Here is a 15,877-nt window from a genome sequence, read left to right on the forward strand (position 1 = left end):
AGGCGCAATGCGGGACGCGCCCGATTCCCGCCTTGCCCCGCAAGAACAAATATGGAACAAGCCCGACCTATGTCCGTCACCAAGATTACAAAGCATCGGTGTTCCGAATGCTGACGAAGATAAGCGTCAAAGGCGCGCGCGAGCATAATCTGAAGGGCGTCGATATCGACCTGCCGCGCGACAAGCTGATCGTGATCACGGGGCTGTCGGGCTCGGGCAAGTCGAGCCTCGCTTTCGACACCATCTATGCGGAAGGGCAGCGGCGCTATGTCGAGAGCTTGTCCGCCTATGCGCGGCAGTTTCTCGAGATGATGCAGAAGCCCGATGTCGAGCATATCGAGGGGCTCTCGCCCGCGATCTCGATCGAGCAGAAGACGACCTCGCGGAACCCGCGTTCCACCGTCGCGACCGTCACCGAGATATACGATTATATGCGGCTGTTATGGGCGCGCGCGGGCATCCCCTACAGCCCCGCGACCGGCGAGCCGATCGCCGCGCAGACCGTCAGCCAGATGGTCGACCGGGTGATGGCGCTCCCCGAGGGCACGCGCTTCTACCTGCTCGCGCCGGTCGTGCGCGGCCGCAAGGGCGAATATCGCAAGGAGCTGGCCGAGTGGCAGAAGGCCGGCTTTACGCGGGTGCGCGTCGACGGCGAGTTCTACGACATCGAAGAAGCCCCGGCGCTCGACAAGAAGTTCAAGCATGACATCGAAGTCGTGGTCGACCGGCTCGTGGTGCGCGAGGGCATGGAAACGCGGCTCGCGGACAGTTTCGAGACCGCGATCCGGCTGGCCGATGGGCTGGCTTATGTGGACCTTGCCGACGGGACGGTGGCGGACGCACTTGGGAAGTCCTCCCCCTCGATGGGGGAGGGTTTGGGTGGGGGTGAGTCCTCGGCTGGCGAGAACGCTAGCGGAAAAGTCACCCCACCCCCAGCCCCTCCCCATCAAGGAGAGGGGGGTAAAGGCCTGAAAGGCGCCGGCCTCCCCGACAACCGGATCGTGTTCAGCGAAAAATTCGCCTGCCCGGTCTCCGGCTTCACGATCGAGGAGATCGAGCCGCGGCTCTTTTCGTTCAACGCGCCGCAGGGGGCCTGTCCGGCCTGCGACGGGCTCGGCGAGAAGCTCGAATTCGATATCGAGCTGGTCGTGCCCAATGGCGAGCTGAGCCTGAAAAAAGGCGCGGTCGTGCCCTGGGCCAAGTCCAACCCGCCCAGCCCTTACTATATGCAGGTACTCGCCAGCGTCGCGCGGCATTTCGAATTCTCGCTCGACACGCCGTGGAACGAGCTGAGCGAGCATCACCAGGACGTGATCCTTCACGGCACGCAGGGCCTGCCGATCACGCTCTCCTTCAAGGATGGGCGCAAGTCGTACGACGTGAAAAAGCCGTTCGAGGGCGTCATCGGCAATCTGAACCGCCGCATGATGCAGACCGAGAGCGCCTGGATGCGCGAGGAGCTCGGCAAGTTCCAGACCGCCGCGCCCTGCGAGGTGTGCGGCGGCGCGCGGCTCAAGCCCGAGGCGCTGGCGGTGAAGCTCGGCGAAGAGGATATCTCGATGAGCGCGCGCCGCCCGGTCGGCCAGGCGCTGGCCTGGTTCGAGGCGCTGCCCGAAAAGCTCAACGAGCAGCAGAGCCAGATCGCCACCCCCATCCTCAAGGAAATCGTCGAGCGGCTGGGCTTCCTCAACAATGTCGGGTTGGATTATCTCAATCTCGACCGCAGCTCGGGCACGCTCTCGGGCGGCGAGAGCCAGCGCATCCGCCTGGCGAGCCAGATAGGTTCGGGCCTGTCCGGCGTGCTCTACGTCCTCGACGAGCCCAGCATCGGCCTCCATCAGCGCGACAACGACCGGCTCCTCGCCACGCTCAAGCGCCTCCGCGATCTCGGCAACACCGTCATCGTCGTCGAGCATGACGAAGACGCGATCCGCCATGCCGACCATATCGTCGATATGGGCCCGGGCGCGGGCGTCCATGGCGGCGAGGTCGTCGCGCAGGGCACGCTCGCCAAGATCCTGAAATCGAAGAAGAGCCTCACCGCCGATTATCTCAACGGGCGCAAGGAGATCGCAGTCCCCGCAAACCGCCGCAAGGGCACGGGCAAGAAGCTGACGGTGAAGGGCGCGACCGCCAACAATCTCCAGTCGGTCACCGCCTCGATTCCCCTCGGCACCTTCACCTGCGTCACCGGCCTCTCCGGCTCCGGCAAATCCACCCTCACCATCGACACGCTCTACGCCGCCGCCGCGCGCAGCTTGAACGGCGCGCGCATCGTCGCTGGCAAGCACGACAAACTCACCGGCCTCGAATTTCTCGACAAGGTCATCGATATCGACCAGTCGCCGATCGGCCGCACGCCCCGCTCCAACCCCGCCACCTATACCGGCGCCTTCACCGCGATCCGCGACTGGTTCGCCGGCCTCCCCGAAGCAGCGGCGCGCGGCTACAAGCCCGGGCGCTTCTCGTTCAACGTCAAGGGCGGCCGCTGCGAGGCGTGCCAGGGCGACGGCGTGCTCAAGATAGAGATGCACTTCCTGCCCGATGTCTATGTCACCTGCGATGTCTGCCACGGCGCGCGCTATAATCGCGAAACGCTGGAGGTGAAGTTCAAGGGCCAGAGCATCGCCGATGTGCTCGACATGACGGTCGAGGATGCGCATGAATTCTTCAAGGCCGTCCCGCCGATCCGCGACCGGATGGCGATGCTCGAACGCGTCGGGCTCGGCTATATCAAGGTCGGCCAGCAGGCGACGACGCTATCGGGCGGCGAGGCGCAGCGCGTGAAGCTCTCCAAAGAGCTATCGAAACGCGCGACCGGCCAGACGCTCTACATCCTCGACGAGCCGACCACGGGGCTGCATTTCGAGGATGTCCGCAAACTGCTGGAGGTGCTCCACGCGCTGGTCGAGCAGGGGAATACGGTGGTTGTGATCGAGCACAATCTGGATGTGATAAAAACCGCCGACCATATCCTCGACCTCGGCCCCGAAGGCGGCGACAAGGGCGGGACGATTGTCGCGCAGGGGACGCCGGAGGAAGTGGCGGCGACGAAGGGCAGTTATACGGGGGAGTATTTGAAGGGGATACTTAAGAAAGCCGGGACAGCGGCGTGACGCGACGTGCTAGGGATTTTGGTACATCCAGTGTCCGTCATCCTTGAAGCGGCGTAGTTTGCCAGCCTTAGTTAGGTTGGTTAGCGCGGCCGCGATATTCTTGCTCTCATAGGTAGCCCCCTTTTCAGCGAGCTTCTCTCTGATAGCGGCGGGAGACCTTGGTTCATCAAAGAAGCTTTCTTCCTTTAGAACCTCGATCCTGGAAGCACACGAAGGTCCTCCAGTCTTTCGGTTCCGAACAGGCTTTGACGTCTTGGTTTTCGGCAACTTCTGATCGGACTGCGGCACTTGCCCCGGCGCGTCTAGGGGAAGTTCGCCGAACCGACTGATCGCTAGGTCTTTCATGTCAGCATAAACGATCTCTACAAACTCTTGTTCGCCCTCAACGTCAATCGTTCCGCTTCTCAAGTCGATGACCAGTTTGCTCACGACACTCCTCCTATCCAATAAACCTTTCCAAGAATTTTTCACCAGTGCTCGTGATGAACCAACGCCCGTCCTCATTTTTGTGAGCTAGGCGTTCGGCTTCGATTTTTGTCAGCGCGTGCGTAATGGAACTCGAGGACCGTTTAACCAATTTTCCGAGGTCGCGACGCGAGATACCATCGGGGTGACTATCTATGATCAATAGAGTCTCGACATGTGTCTGTAACTGCTGAGTCACAACATGCTGGCCGCCGATATGCTCAACCAGCGGGGTCGGGCGGCGAAGAATTGTGTCGATGATTGTGTCAAGTTCATGCCCCGCGATGTTTCCGTACTGAGCAAGCAATTCTGCCAACGCCCACGACATTGCGTTCAAAGCTTGAAGTGCATCGCGTTTCTGCGGATTCACCCCTTTGACGTGCACCGCGCCTCTTTTTGATCGCATGTCATAGGCGCTCGCCGAAAGGATTTTCGGGATCAGGATCCGTGTAGCCTCAGGCATATCTGTCGTCTTGGAAAGCTTACTGGCGGCATCGCCAAAATGTTTGATTTCCGTCGGCACGGAACCGGTCATCTCGAATGTCAGAGCGCGCAATACGTGCTCTGAGTAAAGACCTGCTTCAACTAGGCTACTCTTATAGCCTCCCGTTTGATATTTTTGCGTAGCGTGCGTGTACGAAGCCATTATCTGCTCGACTAATGTCTGAGGGAAGTGGCTACAAAGAGCATCCTGTATCCGACTGGCGACCGACATTAGCCCTCTCCGACCTCAGCCTTGATCTTGCTCAGATTGGCAGGGACGATGCGATAGTCGGTCTGATCCTTTCTCAACAAATTTTCTTTTTGGAGGACTTTTAGAGTAGGGCGCAGCGACCCCGGCTTTATCCCCAGAGGCAGCTCCAAATCTTTTGGTGCGGTTTTCACCCGGTATTCTGGCTCGTCTAGATACGGCCAGCCTTCATTGGCAGCCAGGTAGACCAGTATCCTTTCCCTGTTCGATAGGCGACCTGCATCCGGCGTCAAAACAATGGATTTGTCGTCGGTATCGTAGCGCACGAAATCCTGTACGATTTGTTCTATAACCTCTTCGTTGACAGAGGAAGCAGACGCAGCGAGATCTTTCAGAGCCATGATTATTCCTCGGGCTTAGCGAGCTTCCGCCCAGTGCGAGTCACATAGAAGCTGTTTCGGTCACCTTTGATGGGCGCCAAGTAGCCTTTTGAAATTGCGGTCGAGAAATCTCTCGGGAAATTGCCCGGCGGCGGCAAACGCGCTTCTTGATAGCGATCACGTACGTCTTGACGGGTAATTGACTCCTCGCCTTCTGTTTCCATCACCCACAAGGCAATTAACGCGATTGTTTCAGCGCTCGTTTTGGGGTCTATCTCGTTTATCAACTCGCTTAACGCGAGGTCAAACGCTCCTCCATCTGTGCCACCGCTCTCCTGGGATTCGGCAACACGTGGCACCTCATCCGGATCGAGGGACGCTACACGCAACATTTCGATGGCTTGCCGCAAAGTCACTTTTCCCGTAAATTTGAGCCCAATTCCGTCGATCGAAACGTCTATTTCTTTATCTTCGGCCAACGTGGTTCTCCGTATTGGAATCTACATATATGTAGAATCATTCTTCACGTCAAGCACCGGCCAGCTGGCTAGGCCGCCGGACATCAAGGGCATAGAGCGTTTTTGTGACACATTAGTCCTGAAATCCTCCTCTTGGCGGGCGTATGACAGTAAAAAACCCAATGTTGAATCTGTTCGCTATTGAGAGAACAAGACGTGAATATCTATTCAATTTTTGCTCCATAATAGTTTGTTTATATACACATAACTTTATTATTGTTTATTTTCTGAATGTTATATGTCTTTGTGATGCAAGCAATGCAGACTTAAACGTATCAAAGATTGAATAGATGTTCAGTCCTGACGCTATCAATGGATAGCAGATTCAACATTGGTGTGATTGACGGCTTTCCGCTACTGCTACCGAGACGCCGAGCGCATCACTCTGATCATCCCGAACCTTTATCCCCTTGCAATGTAGGACATCATCTGACCTATCCTGTCGGATGACGGACAGCGAAAACCCCCAAACCCTCCCCGCCCGCGCTGCGCCCGCCGATCCCGGATGGACGCCCGCCCGGATGCGCTATTTCCTCTCGCGGCTCGCCGATACCGGCAATGTGCTCGGCGTGTGCCGGGAGATGGATATGTCGCGGCAATCGGTTTACGCGCTGCGCGCGCGGGACGCGGCCTTTGCGCGGGCGTGGCAGGGGGCCGCGTTGCGGCATCGCGATGCGCTGGTCGATCTGTGCATGGAGCGCGCGACGGTCGGCGTGACCGAGGAGATCGTCGTCGACGGCGCGCTGGCCGAGCGCACGAAGCCCGACGGCGCGATGCTGCGCCATATGCTCGCCCGGGCGGACCGGCGCTGCGACGACGAGCGGCTCGCCGCCCGGCCCGCGCAGCAGTCCGAATTGCGATTCGAGGCGCTGCTCGACTGTATCGATCCGCCCGGAGAGGGACGCGCGGACGGGAGCGCGGACGGCGCGGCGGCGGCGGCGGCGGATCGCGACGCGCTGCTCGCCTGTATCGGGGAGAGCGCCAACTGGAACTGGGACGTGCGCGACTATCCGGGCCTGGCCGCGCCGGGATCGGGGGGCGTAGCCGGAGCGGGGCCGGGCCGGCGCGCGGCCGATGCGGATCCGCTCCGCGGCTATGCCGGCGAGGAGGAGGCGGTCGAGGCGCTCGCCGCCTACAAGCGCCTGATGGCGACGCCGCCCGGCGAGGTCGACATATCCGATCTCGATCCCGAGGCGGCGGAGGGCTGGACCGAGGAGCAATGGCTGCGCGCCGACCATAGCGGGCTCGCCGACCGGCTGTTCGGGGCGGACGGGGAGCCGGCGGCGGACCGGGCGGAGGATGGTGCGGATGGCGGCGTCGAATGCGGCGGAAAGGGGGAAGGCGACCCCTGACGCGTGTCAACCAGTGTCAACCGGATGGGAACTTTGTTTGTCAGACTCGACCTGGCGGTCGAGCGCGGCACCAGATTTTGGTTTGTCAGAACATTGCTGTCGCAATGTCGCCGCACCGGCCCTCTCCCCCTCCCGGCCTCCCAACAGGGTATACTCAATGGGAGGCCGGGAGGGGGAGAGGGCCGGTGCGGCGCTCGACCGCCAGGTCGAGTCTGGCAAAGAAAGCGAGACCCACGAAAATTCCCCCAAACACCTCATCTTCCCCGCATTCGCTTTGACATTGATAGTCATTATCAATAAATCGAGAATCCATTCTCCAGCATGAAGGAAATTCCCATGGCTTCGAAATTGCGGCGCACTTCCTATCTCTCGCGGCTCGGTGTCGGCACCGGTATCGGCGCGCTGGCGCTGGTCACGGGCGCCTGTTCGCCGGGCGGCGAGAGCGTCAGCGACAGCGATCCGGGCGGCGACGTATCCGAGCCCAGCGAAGCGGCGGCGCCGGCCACCGACAGCGATGTCGCCGGCCAGGATGTCGAGCCGGAAGCGGTCGAACAGGGCTCCACCGACACCGAAGGGGATGCGGCGACCGATAGCTATTAGCGCCGGCGCGCGCCTCTTCACCCCGCGCTAACCACGCTTTCGATTGCGCTTGTCCGCGGGGGCCCCTATATGGGCCGCACTGCCGATGTCGCACGTGGCGACGGACTAAGGCGCCCGGCGCCCTCTATTCCCTCAATACTTCAGCATACAGACGCAGGCCGCGCCCGGTGTTCGGGCGGGGCTCACTTCCCCGTTTGGGGTTTAATAAAGGGAATAAGACTATGCCGATTGGCAAGGTAAAATTTTTCAACGAACAGAAGGGCTATGGTTTCATCGAGCCCGAAGAGGGCGGCAATGACGCCTTCGTTCACATGACCGCCGTCCAGGCCGCGGGGATGAGCACGCTGAAGGAAAACCAGCGCGTCTCCTACGAGCTCGAAGAGAGCCGCAACGGCAAGATGGCCGCGACGAACCTCGAAGAAGCCTAAGCGCTTCCTCGACGCGAACGGAAAGGGCGGCGGAGCTTCGGTTCCGCCGCCTTTTTTTTGTCAGACTCGACCTGTCGGTCGAGCGCGGCATATTTGTCTGTCAGAATTTCCCTATCGGGAAATCGCCGCACCGGGTTTTGATTTGTCAGAACATTGCTGTCGCAATGTCGCGGCACCGGCCCGCTCCCCCTCCCGGCCTCCCACAGGGTATACTCATTGGGAGGCCGGGAGGGGGAGCGGGCCGGTGTAGCGCCTGAGGCGAAGCCGAAGGTCTGACAAAAGAATCCCGGTGCGGCGACCTTGCGCAAGCCAGGTTCTGACAGACAAGAAGCCCGACAAACCGAACTCCTTACTCCACTCGCTCCGCCCGCCACCCGCTCTCGCCCACCATCGCATCGCCCACCATCGCATCGTCCGCGACCCGGCCGCCGTAATTCTGCGCCCCGTTCCCGCCATCGAGGCGGAAGGCGATGCGGGGGCCGGTGAGGCGGCCCTCCGATATCGCGGCGGCGGTGCCATCGGCCAGGGTGGCGGTTCCGCTGAAGAACTGGAAGCTCTGCTCGAGGTCGAGCAGCGCCTCGCCCTCCGGTCCGGTCAGCCGCCAGCGGCCGTCGACCCGTGCCGGGACGATCCAGAGATAGGCATGGGCGCCGCCCGCCCGCACCTCGTCATCGGGCTGCCACGCGCCCATGTCGAAGGCATGGGAGACGACCCGCGCGCCGGGCCGCATCTCGGCCAGGATGCGCGGGCGCAGGCGCAGATTGACTTCGGGCAGCAGGAACATGGCCACCACATCGGCATCGGCAATCGGCGTCTCGAACAGGTCTTCGGCGCGGAAGGCGGTGCGCTCCGCGACCCCGGCGACACGGGCATTGGCCTCGGCCTCGCGGACCAGCACCGGATCGATATCGACGCCGAGGCCGGAAGCGCCGAAATCGCGCGCCGCGGCGATCAGGATGCGGCCGTCCCCCGTGCCCAGGTCGATCACGCGGTCGCCGGACCGGACCTGCGCCATGCGCAGCATCGCGGCGACCATCTCCGGGCGGGTTTCGGCATAGGGCACGTCGAGCGCGGGGGCGGGGCTGAACAGCGTGTCGAGCGAGCAGCGCGCGCTGGTGACCGAGAGGCAGCGCATGCCGAGCAGCGCCGCGGCCGTGAGCAGCGCCGCGAGCCCGAGGCCGATCGCCCTTGCCTGCCAGCTGCCCATGCTCCGCTCCTGCCCGCCGGACGGCCCGGCCGTCGCCGACGGTAGCAGGGCGTCCGGGCCGGGGACAGGCCGGACATAGGGGGCACCGAATTCCCCTCCCGTCATACGCCGAAATGGGCTATATCGACCGCCTATCCGGGCGGCGGCGCGGGGCGGCCGCCTCGAACAGTCTGGGAGTGCGATCATGAACCGATCCTCATCGATCCTGCTGGGCGTGCTCGCGGTTGCGGTGTTCGCCATGCCGGCACAGGCGCAGGAATCCTACATGGCCGATCTGACCGGCGAGGCCGAGGTACCGGGGCCTGGCGATCCGGACGGTGCGGGAATCGCGACGCTCGACTGGAACACGATGAACGAAGAGCTCTGCTATGCGCTGGCCGTCGACTATGTCGATCCGGCGACCGCCGCGCATGTGCATCGCGGTGTCGCGGGCGAAAACGGGCCGCCCGTCATCACCTTGGAGACACCGGGCATCGACGGCGGTAGCGATGGCTGTGTCGAGATCAGCAACGCGCTGCGCACCGAGCTGCGCGAGAATCCGTCCGGCTTCTATGTTAACGTCCATAACGACGCCTATCCGGCGGGCGCGGTGCGCGGCCAGCTGGAACGATAGACACGCCATAAGGGGAGAGACGATATGGGGGCAATCAGGACAGGAGCCGCAGTCTTGGCGCTGGGGGCGCTGGGCATGCTGGCGACGGCAGCGCAGGCGGATCATCATGAGGGCGTCGAGGCGGCGGACGAGTGCCCGGGCGTAATCGACGAGGCCGGGCACGGCCCCGATCCGGGCAGCGCCGAATATGAAGCCGCCTGCCGGTATCAGCGCGATCTCGCCGCCGTCCGCGCGCATGGCGAACAGTGGAAGACGTTGTACGAAGCCGGGGACTTCGATGCGCTCGAAGCGCTCTACACGCCCGATGCGATCCTGATGACGGCGGGCGCGCCGCGGCTCGACGGGCCCGAAGCGATCGTCGGGCGGTTTCGGCAGAGCCATGCGGCCGGGTGGCGCGCGACGATCGATTTCCGCGAAGAGGATCTCGCGATCGACGGCGACCGGGCGGACCTGATCGCGCTCTACTGGATGACGATCACACCGCCCGAGGGCGAGGCGATCGAGGCGAAGGGGCGCAGCTGGCTGACCTTCCGGCGTGGCGAGGACGGCGTCTGGCGGCTGTGGCGCGACATGGACAATCGCGCGCCCGACGTGACCGCCGAGATGCGGCCGGGGCACGACAGCGCGGACGGGTCGTGACAACCGAAAATGCGGGCGGCTGCGCGTGTGGCGCCGTCCGCTACCGGCTCGCGAGCGCGCCGATGTTCGTCCATTGCTGCCACTGCACCGAGTGCCAGCGCCAGACGGGCAGCGCCTTCGCCGTCAACGCTATCATCGAAACCCGGCGGATCGAGCTGCTCGCCGGGACGGTGACCGAGCGGAGCCTTCCCACCGAAAGCGGGCGCGGCATCGATCTCGTGCAATGCGCGGCCTGCCATACGGGCCTCTGGACGCATTATGCGGGCGCGGGCCGGGTCTTCGCCTTCGTGCGGACCGGCACGCTCGACGATCCGTCCGCCTGCCCGCCCGACATCCATATCTATACGCGCAGCAAACAGCCCTGGGTCGTCCTGCCCGAGAGCGTACCGGCGGTGCCCGGCTATTACCGGACGGCCGATCTCTGGCCCGAGGACAGCCTGGCGCGCCGCGCGGCGGCGAAGGCGGCCGCGACCGGAGAAACCTAGGGCGTATCGCGATCGGCTTGCCCCGAAACCGTTAGGGCTCAGGGCTAACGGTGTGATACTCCGATATCCTGAAGCAGCGCGCGCATCCGTTCGGCGAGCGCCGTCGCGCTGGTGAATGCCGCCTCGACCCGGCCATGGATGCACCAGTCGCCGCAGGCCGCGAGGCGTTCGTCGGGATCGAGCAGCGCTTCTGAGCCCTCCTGCCGCGGCAGGTTCGCATAGCGCCAGCGGTGGAGCGCGATATGCGCGGCCCCGGCCAGATCGTGCCCCGATATCCGGCTCGCCTCGGCGAGCAGATGCGCGGTCACCGTATCGGGATCATCCTCGAGATGCGCCTCGGCCCAGGCGTTGGTCGAATGGACAAGCAGCGACGGCGCGGTGTCGCGGCCCGGCTTGCTGCTGTTGACCGACATCCAGCTGATATCGGCATCGCCGACATGCGCGGCGTCCCAATCGACGGGCAGCGGATCCTCGAAACCCATCATCAGCGCATAACAGGCCCGCATATCCGGCGCGCCCATCGCGTCCCGATGGGCGAAAACGGACGGCATCAGCGCGCGGCCCTGCGGCGCCGGCGCAGTCGACACGAACCAGTCGAAGCGGCCGAGCCGCGCGCCGTCTTCGGCGTTCAGCGCCCAGCCATCGCCGTCCCACTCCACCGTTGCGATGCGCGTCCCGAGCCGCACATCGAGATCCGCGGCCAGATACTTGGCCAGCGCGTTCATCTTCGGCGCACCGACATAATGCGGGCGCTCCCCGTCCCATTGCCACTCCGCCGTCTGCTCGCCGCCGACGAACTCGGCGAACCGCGCATCCCAGCGCGCGACGGTGCCGCGTTCGATCAGCGGCGCGAGAAAGGCCTGGAACGCCTCGCTCTGCGCGGTGAAGAACTGGGCGCCGTGATCGAACTGCCAGGAATCGGCATAGCGGGTCGCCATGCGCCCGCCGACGCCGCGCGCCTTTTCGAACAGCGTGATCTCGGCCCGGTCCGCCAGCGCCCGGGCGAGGGCGAGGCCGGCGAGCCCGGCCCCGGCGATCGCGATCCGGGTCATGCGAATGCCGCCGTCACGAGCAGCGAGACGATCACGATCGCGGTCACGCCGACCCGCGTCCGCCAATAGCCGGGCGCGATATGATCGGCCTTGCGCAACCGCCGGTCGATCAGCAGCAGGATTGCGAACAGCGCCGCGAAGACGAGGAGCGCGCGCGAGACGGGCAGCAGCAGAAAGGCCAGCCAGCCGGTAATCGCGATCGCATTGCTGGTCAGGAACAGGTTGATGCCGATCTCCTCGCCGGCCGCCAGATACTGTCCCCAATGCACGCCTGCCATGAACGAGACGATGGTCAGCGCCCAGGCGGCGACGATCAGCGGCGCGGGACCGAGGCCCGAGGCCGGATCGACGCCGGTTACGGCCAGCGCCGCGCCGGCGACGAATGGCAGCGCGCCGGCATAGGCGAGGGTCGCGCTGCGATCAGCCATGGCCCGCCGCCCGGCTGGTGCGGTTTCGGCGGCAGCGATCCGAACAATATTTCACCTCGGGCCAGACCGCGCGCCATTTCTTGCGCCAGGCGAACGGCCGGCCGCAGGTCGCGCATATCTTGCTGTCGAGATCGCCCTTCTTCACGCGCGGGTCCCTAGCGCGTTGCCGAAGCTGGGGGAAGTTTGGAGGTAGGATGGCCGGGGCGGAGCCGATTAAGCCGCCACAAAGAGAATGGTGGTTATCCCGATCGGATATGGAGTCCGAAAACCACAGGCGTCATCCCAGCGAAGGCCGGAATCTCTTGCTGCCTATCGGCCTGAGATCCCAGCCTTCGCTGGGATGACGCGGAGGGATACATGTCCGAGCGATGCAAGTTCGAAAGATACAGGCGCCCAAAAGAAAATGGGGGCTGATCCGAAGATCAGCCCCCACTGCGCCGAGCGCCAGTTTGGATTGCCCGAGGGCTCTCCGCTCCGTGCTCAGGCACGGCAGACAGTTTCGATATTCGAGAACATCTCCGCTGTCCTAGGTGGTTTTCCAATCTATCCGCCTTGTCTTCGCTTGCACGATGACGGTGCGGTAAATCTTCCAAACACCCCGCTTTCCCTTCCACACTGCTTCGCTCGCGGTCTGCAGTCTTTCCGGTTCCGCGGTCTCCAGTTCTCGCTTCGGTCGTTGCCTTCCGTCGCTTTCCCTGTCGACAGATGAAAGGTGTCACGGCTTTCCGAGTCGTGCCAAGCAAAAAGCGACATGGAATTACGAGGATATCGGGGATAACTCGATAAGCATATGATTCATAATATAAAATTCGGACCAATGAATCCTTGCTGCGCCTCATGCTGCGCAGCATTCCGCGTTCGACTCAGCGATTGCCGGGCGACCAGCCTGGCGGCGCCAGGGTGAATCCGGCGAAATCGAATCCGGGAACGACGACGCAGCTGACCAGCGTGTAGCCGGCAGCGCCGTCGAGCGGTTCGGCGGCCTGCCAGTGATGGGGCGGAACGAGCGCCTGGGGCGCGTCGCCGGCGGTAACGTCGCCGCCGAGCCGGACCGTTTCGGGAGCGGCTGCGTCCGGGTCCGCGATATGGAGCGCGAGCGGATCGCCGCCATGCCAGAGCCAGAGTTCGGCCGCGTCGACGCGGTGCCAGTGCGATCGTTCGCCCGCCGCGAGCAGGAAGTGGATCGCCGTGCCCGCGGCCCGATCGCCCGCCTCGCTGACCGCGCGCCATGTCTCCCGATACCAGCCGCCTTCGGGATGGCGCTCGAGGCCAAGCGTTTCGCAAATCGCCTTTGCCGTTTCGTTCATGGCCGTCTCCTCCTCCCCGCCGCCGTTCAGCACAGGCTCATCTTGACTGCGCCATTCGCCCTAGCCGGGTCGCGCCGCTATGCCAAAGGAGCATTGCCGATGCATGCGTCCCTATCGGCCTTGAGCGCGTTCTTGCTTGCCGCCGCGCCGGTCGCGGTGCACGCCGCCGGACCAGTTGCACCGATCGCGCCCGCCGCCAATCCGCAGATCGATTATCCGGCATTCGTCGCGATGGCCGCGGCCGTGCAGGAGGTGCGCGCGAGCCGGCTGCTCGATCTCGAGACGTTCCAGGAAATGGCCGGCGAACCCCGCGCGCTGCTGCTCGACGCGCGGTCCGCCGAAGCGTTCGCGCTGGGCCATATCGACGGCGCCGTCAACCTGCCGCTGCCCGACTTCACCGCCCGGAGCCTGGCGGAGACAATCGGGCCGGACGCGGACCGGCCGATCCTCATTTATTGCAACAACAATTTCGTCAACGATGTCGCGCCGGTCGTGCGCAAGGCGGTCGCGCTGGCGCTCAACATCCAGACGATGATCAATCTGCACGGCTATGGCTATTCCAACGTCTACGAGCTGGGCGAGGCGGTCGATCTCGCCGATCCGCGGGTGCGGTGGGTCGCCGACGACCGGAGGGCGGAGAGCTGACGGGCAAGAATTTCGGGTCGCGAGGGTCGAGCGTACGGGGTCGCACATACGTCGTTGCGATGCCGTAACAAATAGGAGAAAGGTGCCGTGTTGCGAGCGATTATCATTAAGAGAATGTTTTTTGACAGGTTCGGGCAGGAAGGTTACATCCGGAGCCCGGGCGCGCGTAATTTTGTTTGGGGAGGGGCAAATGAGTTCTAAGCTCGATCGCAGATCATTTTTGAGGCGCGTCGGTGCCGCAGCCGGCGTCGGCGCGTTGGGAGTCGTATCCGGAAGCCCCGCCCGCGCCTTTCAGGTAACCGACAGCGACACCGGACGGTACGCCGATCCGATCGGACGCGGGCGCGGCGGTAGCGGCGTCACCGACAGCGATACCGGCAGCTATGCCGACCCGGTCGGCCGTGGGCGCGGATCGAGCGGCGTCACCGACAGCGACACGGGCCGCTATGCCGATCCGGTCGGCCGCGGACGCGGGCGTTCCGGGATTACGGACAGCGATAGCGGCCGCAATGCGGATCCGGCGGGCAACGGCCGGGGCCGCTCGGGCATTACCGACAGCGATAGCGGCCGCAACGCCGATCCGGCGGGCGATGGCCGTGGTACCAGCGGCATCACCGATAGCGATACGGGCCGCAATGCGGATCCGGCGGGTGATGGACGCGGCGGCGGACGCAGCGGCATTACCGACAGCGATACGGGCCGCTACGCCGATCCGGCCGGTAATGGCCGGGGCCGTTCGGGCTGTTCGGACAGCGATGGCGGCACCTATGCCGATCCGGGCGGCCGGGGCCGCCGGTGCGGCAGCCGGTCCGGCTATACCGATAGCGATGGCGGCAGCATGGCCGATCCGGGCGGCAACGGCCGCGGGCCGCGCCGCAACTATCGCACGGGCATCACCGATGCCGATAGCGGCTCGAACGCCGATCGCGGCGGATATGGACGGGGCAACGACCGGTAACGGCGCCTGCTAGACCCGAATTGGCGTGCCGGGTGTCCCGCGGCAGTCGCCGGTATCGACGTCAAATCTCTTGTGTAGTGTGAAAGGGTCAATCGATGAGTAGAAAAATGGATCGCCGCTCCTTCCTGCAACGCGTCGGCGCAACGGCGAGCATCGGCGCGCTGGGCATCGTGACCGGCACGGGCGCCGCGCGGGCCCAGATCACCGACAGCGACACAGGGCCGTCCGCCGATCCGGCGAACCGGTCGGGCTGCACCGACAGCGATGGCGGCGCCAGCGCCGACCGCGCGGGCAACGGCCGGTGCGGCGGCAGCACGGGCTATACCGATGCCGATGGCGGCGCGATGGCCGATCCGGGCGGCAACGGCCGGGGGCCGGCCCGCTCCTCGCCTTCGGGAATGACCGATGCGGACAGCGGATCGACCGCCGATCGCGGCGGTTACGGCCGGGGAAGCGATCGTTAGGTACTGACTGGCGGTCTCGTCATTCGCCGCCGGGTTTTCAGACTTCCGAATGACTATCACGACCCATTGAAGAGGGGGGAATTTGATGACTAAGAAATTGGATCGCCGTTCATTCTTGCGGCGAGTCGGCGCGACGGCCGGTATCGGCGCGCTCGGCATCGTCACGGGTACGACTGCCGCCCGGGCGCAGGTCACCGACAGCGATACGGGCCGCAACGCGGATCCGGTCGGACGCGGCCGGACGGGCGTGACCGACAGCGATACCGGATCCAGCGCCGATCGGGCCGGCCATGGCCGCGGCAGCAGCAGCGATCCGGGCGGACGCGGCCGGAATTGCAGCGACAGCGATGGCGGCAGCCGGGCCGATCCGGGCGGACGCGGCCGTTCCTGCAGCGACAGCGACTAGCAACCGGCCCGGCCTCGGCGCGGCCTATGCCGGATCGATGCCGGGCAATCGTCGGCGGGATCGCTGATCTGACTGTGTGAACCGAGGCGGCGTCCATTTTTCGTGGATGCCGCCCCGCTTGTT

General features: G+C 64.3%; 20 protein-coding genes. 11 read left to right on the forward strand and 9 right to left on the reverse strand.

Translation table 11 applies throughout. The features are described from left to right. The first annotated feature begins 107 nt into the window (after nt 1-107). Nucleotides 108-3,116, forward strand: a complete 3,009-nt coding sequence (gene uvrA, locus HFP57_RS13390; protein WP_176870257.1) for an excinuclease ABC subunit UvrA — start codon at nt 108-110, stop codon at nt 3,114-3,116. A 9-nt stretch (nt 3,117-3,125) separates the two neighbouring features. Here uvrA and HFP57_RS13395 read toward each other — a convergent pair whose 3' ends face one another. From HFP57_RS13395 to HFP57_RS13410, 4 genes are all read right to left on the reverse strand, one after another. Next, nucleotides 3,126-3,545, reverse strand: coding sequence for a hypothetical protein (locus HFP57_RS13395; protein WP_176870258.1), 420 nt, complete (start codon nt 3,543-3,545; stop codon nt 3,126-3,128). A gap of 10 nt (nt 3,546-3,555) precedes the next feature. Then, entirely contained in the window at nt 3,556-4,227 is a 672-nt protein-coding gene (locus tag HFP57_RS13400; RefSeq protein WP_176870259.1) for a hypothetical protein, read from the reverse strand. Nucleotides 4,228-4,295: 68 nt separating this feature from the next. Beyond that, nucleotides 4,296-4,673, reverse strand: a complete 378-nt coding sequence (locus HFP57_RS13405) for a hypothetical protein (RefSeq protein WP_176870260.1) — start codon at nt 4,671-4,673, stop codon at nt 4,296-4,298. Between the two features lie 2 nt (nt 4,674-4,675). Continuing rightward, entirely contained in the window at nt 4,676-5,131 is a 456-nt protein-coding gene (locus tag HFP57_RS13410; protein ID WP_176870261.1) for a hypothetical protein, read from the reverse strand. A 485-nt stretch (nt 5,132-5,616) separates the two neighbouring features. Here HFP57_RS13410 and HFP57_RS13415 point away from each other — a divergent pair, with 485 nt between their 5' ends. From HFP57_RS13415 to HFP57_RS13425, 3 genes are all read left to right on the forward strand, one after another. Next, nucleotides 5,617-6,522, forward strand: coding sequence for a hypothetical protein (locus HFP57_RS13415; RefSeq protein WP_176870262.1), 906 nt, complete (start codon nt 5,617-5,619; stop codon nt 6,520-6,522). Nucleotides 6,523-6,858: 336 nt separating this feature from the next. Beyond that, nucleotides 6,859-7,122 carry a hypothetical protein gene (locus tag HFP57_RS13420; protein WP_176870263.1) on the forward strand — a complete coding sequence of 88 codons (264 nt, stop codon included), beginning with the start codon at nt 6,859-6,861 and terminating at the stop codon, nt 7,120-7,122. 221 nt (nt 7,123-7,343) lie between these two features. Beyond that, a complete protein-coding gene (locus HFP57_RS13425) occupies nt 7,344-7,550 on the forward strand; it encodes a cold-shock protein (RefSeq protein ID WP_116236196.1) in 207 nt (68 codons plus the stop codon). A gap of 349 nt (nt 7,551-7,899) precedes the next feature. Here the strand turns inward: HFP57_RS13425 and HFP57_RS13430 are convergent, their stop codons facing one another. Then, a complete protein-coding gene (locus HFP57_RS13430) occupies nt 7,900-8,757 on the reverse strand; it encodes an SAM-dependent methyltransferase (protein ID WP_176870264.1) in 858 nt (285 codons plus the stop codon). 184 nt (nt 8,758-8,941) lie between these two features. Here HFP57_RS13430 and HFP57_RS13435 point away from each other — a divergent pair, with 184 nt between their 5' ends. Genes HFP57_RS13435 through HFP57_RS13445 form a run of 3 tightly spaced genes read left to right on the forward strand, consistent with a single transcriptional unit; the run spans nt 8,942 to nt 10,494 of the window. Then, entirely contained in the window at nt 8,942-9,370 is a 429-nt protein-coding gene (locus HFP57_RS13435) for a CHRD domain-containing protein (protein WP_176870265.1), read from the forward strand. Between the two features lie 54 nt (nt 9,371-9,424). Then, the gene (locus tag HFP57_RS13440; protein ID WP_176870266.1) at nt 9,425-10,009 is read left to right on the forward strand and encodes a YybH family protein; all 585 of its coding nucleotides are present in this window, start codon (nt 9,425-9,427) and stop codon (nt 10,007-10,009) included. Next, nucleotides 10,006-10,494, forward strand: coding sequence for a GFA family protein (locus HFP57_RS13445; protein ID WP_246263163.1), 489 nt, complete (start codon nt 10,006-10,008; stop codon nt 10,492-10,494). The genes HFP57_RS13440 and HFP57_RS13445 overlap by 4 nt, the downstream gene beginning before the upstream one ends. Before the next feature lie 44 nt (nt 10,495-10,538). Here HFP57_RS13445 and HFP57_RS13450 read toward each other — a convergent pair whose 3' ends face one another. The 4 genes from HFP57_RS13450 to HFP57_RS13465 all read right to left on the reverse strand — a co-directional run bounded on the left by HFP57_RS13450 (nt 10,539) and on the right by HFP57_RS13465 (nt 13,281). Then, nucleotides 10,539-11,546, reverse strand: a complete 1,008-nt coding sequence (locus tag HFP57_RS13450) for an NAD(P)/FAD-dependent oxidoreductase (protein ID WP_176870267.1) — start codon at nt 11,544-11,546, stop codon at nt 10,539-10,541. Then, nucleotides 11,543-11,974: a DUF3429 domain-containing protein gene (locus HFP57_RS13455; RefSeq protein WP_176870268.1), complete on the reverse strand. Its 432-nt coding sequence runs from the start codon at nt 11,972-11,974 to the stop codon at nt 11,543-11,545. Before HFP57_RS13455 ends, HFP57_RS13450 begins: the two co-directional genes overlap by 4 nt. Beyond that, the gene (locus HFP57_RS13460) at nt 11,967-12,119 is read right to left on the reverse strand and encodes a DUF2256 domain-containing protein (protein ID WP_176870269.1); all 153 of its coding nucleotides are present in this window, start codon (nt 12,117-12,119) and stop codon (nt 11,967-11,969) included. Before HFP57_RS13460 ends, HFP57_RS13455 begins: the two co-directional genes overlap by 8 nt. A 718-nt stretch (nt 12,120-12,837) precedes the next feature. Further along, nucleotides 12,838-13,281 carry a cupin domain-containing protein gene (locus tag HFP57_RS13465; protein WP_176870270.1) on the reverse strand — a complete coding sequence of 148 codons (444 nt, stop codon included), beginning with the start codon at nt 13,279-13,281 and terminating at the stop codon, nt 12,838-12,840. Between the two features lie 99 nt (nt 13,282-13,380). Between HFP57_RS13465 and HFP57_RS13470 the strand changes: the two genes are divergently transcribed. The 4 genes from HFP57_RS13470 (at nt 13,381) to HFP57_RS13485 (ending at nt 15,754) form a co-directional block, all read left to right on the forward strand. Continuing rightward, complete coding sequence (locus tag HFP57_RS13470) at nt 13,381-13,926, forward strand: rhodanese-like domain-containing protein (RefSeq protein WP_176870271.1); 546 nt, start codon at nt 13,381-13,383, stop codon at nt 13,924-13,926. Between the two features lie 190 nt (nt 13,927-14,116). Further along, entirely contained in the window at nt 14,117-14,884 is a 768-nt protein-coding gene (locus tag HFP57_RS13475) for a twin-arginine translocation signal domain-containing protein (protein WP_176870272.1), read from the forward strand. A gap of 95 nt (nt 14,885-14,979) precedes the next feature. Further along, on the forward strand, nt 14,980-15,348 hold the full coding sequence (locus HFP57_RS13480) for a hypothetical protein (protein ID WP_176870273.1): 369 nt from the start codon (nt 14,980-14,982) through the stop codon (nt 15,346-15,348). Nucleotides 15,349-15,433: 85 nt separating this feature from the next. Continuing rightward, entirely contained in the window at nt 15,434-15,754 is a 321-nt protein-coding gene (locus HFP57_RS13485) for a hypothetical protein (protein WP_176870274.1), read from the forward strand. The last annotated feature ends 123 nt before the right edge of the window (nt 15,755-15,877 follow it).

It is taken from the genome of Parasphingopyxis algicola (assembly GCF_013378075.1).
Lineage (GTDB): Bacteria > Pseudomonadota > Alphaproteobacteria > Sphingomonadales > Sphingomonadaceae > Parasphingopyxis > Parasphingopyxis algicola.

What these genes read in the sequence shown, in the direction of transcription:
- HFP57_RS13435 (WP_176870265.1), top strand. Translation starts at nt 8,942, where the DNA reads ATGAACCGATCCTCATCGATCCTGCTGGGCGTGCTCGCGGTTGCGGTG.
- HFP57_RS13475 (WP_176870272.1), top strand. Translation starts at nt 14,117, where the DNA reads ATGAGTTCTAAGCTCGATCGCAGATCATTTTTGAGGCGCGTCGGTGCC.
- HFP57_RS13480 (WP_176870273.1), top strand. Translation starts at nt 14,980, where the DNA reads ATGAGTAGAAAAATGGATCGCCGCTCCTTCCTGCAACGCGTCGGCGCA.
- HFP57_RS13455 (WP_176870268.1), bottom strand. Translation starts at nt 11,974, where the DNA reads ATGGCTGATCGCAGCGCGACCCTCGCCTATGCCGGCGCGCTGCCATTC.
- uvrA (WP_176870257.1), top strand. Translation starts at nt 108, where the DNA reads ATGCTGACGAAGATAAGCGTCAAAGGCGCGCGCGAGCATAATCTGAAG.
- HFP57_RS13470 (WP_176870271.1), top strand. Translation starts at nt 13,381, where the DNA reads ATGCATGCGTCCCTATCGGCCTTGAGCGCGTTCTTGCTTGCCGCCGCG.
- HFP57_RS13485 (WP_176870274.1), top strand. Translation starts at nt 15,434, where the DNA reads ATGACTAAGAAATTGGATCGCCGTTCATTCTTGCGGCGAGTCGGCGCG.
- HFP57_RS13450 (WP_176870267.1), bottom strand. Translation starts at nt 11,546, where the DNA reads ATGACCCGGATCGCGATCGCCGGGGCCGGGCTCGCCGGCCTCGCCCTC.
- HFP57_RS13405 (WP_176870260.1), bottom strand. Translation starts at nt 4,673, where the DNA reads ATGGCTCTGAAAGATCTCGCTGCGTCTGCTTCCTCTGTCAACGAAGAG.
- HFP57_RS13425 (WP_116236196.1), top strand. Translation starts at nt 7,344, where the DNA reads ATGCCGATTGGCAAGGTAAAATTTTTCAACGAACAGAAGGGCTATGGT.
- HFP57_RS13415 (WP_176870262.1), top strand. Translation starts at nt 5,617, where the DNA reads ATGACGGACAGCGAAAACCCCCAAACCCTCCCCGCCCGCGCTGCGCCC.
- HFP57_RS13430 (WP_176870264.1), bottom strand. Translation starts at nt 8,757, where the DNA reads ATGGGCAGCTGGCAGGCAAGGGCGATCGGCCTCGGGCTCGCGGCGCTG.
- HFP57_RS13400 (WP_176870259.1), bottom strand. Translation starts at nt 4,227, where the DNA reads ATGGCTTCGTACACGCACGCTACGCAAAAATATCAAACGGGAGGCTAT.
- HFP57_RS13420 (WP_176870263.1), top strand. Translation starts at nt 6,859, where the DNA reads ATGGCTTCGAAATTGCGGCGCACTTCCTATCTCTCGCGGCTCGGTGTC.
- HFP57_RS13465 (WP_176870270.1), bottom strand. Translation starts at nt 13,281, where the DNA reads ATGAACGAAACGGCAAAGGCGATTTGCGAAACGCTTGGCCTCGAGCGC.